Annotated in this window: 2 protein-coding genes and 1 pseudogene; all 3 read left to right on the forward strand. The window is 29.0% G+C overall.

Translation table 11 applies throughout. The features are described 5' to 3' along the window. Positions 1-268: 268 nt before the first annotated feature. The gene (locus tag ACM6HU_RS25415; RefSeq protein WP_016114258.1) at positions 269-466 is read left to right on the forward strand and encodes a helix-turn-helix transcriptional regulator; all 198 of its coding nucleotides are present in this window, start codon (positions 269-271) and stop codon (positions 464-466) included. Between the two features lie 4 nt (positions 467-470). Further along, positions 471-809 carry a hypothetical protein gene (locus tag ACM6HU_RS25420; RefSeq protein WP_016114259.1) on the forward strand — a complete coding sequence of 113 codons (339 nt, stop codon included), beginning with the start codon at positions 471-473 and terminating at the stop codon, positions 807-809. 349 nt (positions 810-1,158) lie between these two features. Further along, positions 1,159-2,219 (forward strand): annotated as a pseudogene (locus tag ACM6HU_RS25425) (hypothetical protein); the annotation flags it as partial.

Raw genomic sequence — 2,219 nt, forward strand, 5'->3', positions numbered from 1 at the left:
GTTGAAGAATATGTGGAGATAGATATCGTTGTAGTTCTTCAACGAACAAATGAAACTCATCTTGAGTCGATAGATTCATACAAAAACGCCATCCTTTCTGTATATTTCTACAAATAGAATAACGCTTTCTATAAATTATGGGTATAATTTCATCTTAAGTTGATAGTAATATATCGTGTCAAAAACATTTGACAATCCAATTGAGTTTTTTTATAATTGATGTGTAAAAAACTTTTGACATTTTGATTATAAAAAATGGAGAAGAGATATGAAAAATATTATAAAGGATTTGAGAGAGAAAAAGGGATTGTCGCAAGAGCACTTGGCTAATAAATGTGGGGTTAGTAGACAAACAATCAATGCAATTGAAAATAATAAGTATGATCCTACATTAAAATTAGCTTTTAATCTTTCAGAAGTATTGAATACAACAGTAGATGAACTTTTTTTAAAGAAAGGAGTATAGAATTATGAATTATTTAGTATATTTTGTGGGGGCTATATTGTGGGCTTATATTAATGGATTTTTTACAAGTAATAAAGGATCAGCTCCTTGGATTAAAGATGATGAAAGAGATAAAGATATTAAACATAAAGCAATTATAGCAAGTTGGTCAGGGATCTTTTTCTTTTGTATAATTGGAATTGTTAATAAAGCATTAGGTCTAGGTGGTGCTCAAAAATCCCCTTATCTTCCAGAACCGATAGCTACTATTTTACAAGAAAATGTTGAAATACAAGTTTTACTTATTCTTTTGCTAATGTATGGAATTTTTTATATTTATTATAGAAAGCAAATGAGTGCTTAGTTGTTATTTAGATAGTTTACCAACAGTTTAATTTGTTCTAAACGTTTTATTTTTGTATATAGATAAATCACTATTAAAATTCTTATTTTTATCAATCTTTATTCCAAATCAACACAAAAAACGGTTATTCTTTCTTGTTTAGTTTAGAAAGAATAACCGTTTTTTGTACTTGGGGGTACTAAAATTTCTTAAGTTGATGGGCATGGGGCACGGCAAGAATTCGTTCTTTTTTGAGCCACTCATCATGAAGCTAAATAAAAAGGAATAATTTTGCTTCAATGAATACATTGTCACATTCCTGTCACAATGTATTTGTATCATAGAAATACAAATAAGGAGGTTTATAAATATGAATAAAAAAATGAAAAAGCTAGTTATTCCAATCTTGATGAGTTCAATATGTCTTACATTACCATCCCTAAGTTATGCACAACAAAAGGATATTACAACAAAGGGACAAAACGTGGTTTCTCAATACAAAAATTTCACTTTTGATGTGAATCCTGAAACTGGTGAGATTTTTGTGGAAAAAGATGGTGTAAGAGAAAGTGCTTCCTTACCACTACCGAAGAAAAAAATAACAAATCTAATAAAAAAAGATGATTGTATATCTTGGAATTATCCAGATGACCAAATAGATGTGAAGATTGAAAAGAAAGAATCCTATTTAAGTATTAAGTTAAAATCTACTAAGTCTGAAGGAGCCAATGAATTTACATGGCCTAAAGTAAGTGCGGACAGCTATACGTTACCCTTATCGGAAGGGAAAAATATACCTAGCAATGACCCAAACTGGAAAGAATATTTAAAAGATCAAGACATGTCATTCGTAGAAAGTTTTTCTATGAGATTCTTTGCATTGAATAAATCTAAATATTCCATTATGTATATAGCTGACAATATGTATAATGATAATATTCATTTCACTGCTGATTCCGATATACAGTTTAGTTTTACACATCAATATCCTTCTATTAATAAGAATAAAGAATATGGATTCAGATTGTATCTAACTGATAAAAACCCTGTCTCGATGGCAAACATTTATAAAAATTATATAAAAGAACAGGGAGAATTTAAGACACTAGAAGAAAAAGCAAAAACAAATCCGAACATTAAAAAATTATATGGTGCGCCTCATATTTATTTTTGGAACCACAGTGGGATTTCAGTAGAAAATATTAAGTGGGATACATTCACACAAAAAATGGATGAGACATTTACAAATTGGATTGCACAGTTGTTACAAGCAAATACGGAAGATGGCTCAAAAGATTTTGAAACTGTTATGCAAGATATAAAGAATCAAAAATCTATCGATAAAAGCCAGCAAAAAGTAATAGTTAATGCGATAAATCAGGTATTAAAATTAGAACAACTTTATAATAAAGACATTTTTAGTAATCCAGA

Origin of the sequence: Bacillus sp. IT-79MI2 (assembly GCF_949768135.1) — a bacterium.
Classification (GTDB): Bacteria; Bacillota; Bacilli; order Bacillales; family Bacillaceae_G; genus Bacillus_A; species Bacillus_A pseudomycoides.

Bases quoted from the DNA above. Each gene is read 5' to 3' on its own strand.
- ACM6HU_RS25420 (WP_016114259.1), top strand. From the start codon at position 471: ATGAATTATTTAGTATATTTTGTGGGGGCTATATTGTGGGCTTATATT.
- ACM6HU_RS25415 (WP_016114258.1), top strand. From the start codon at position 269: ATGAAAAATATTATAAAGGATTTGAGAGAGAAAAAGGGATTGTCGCAA.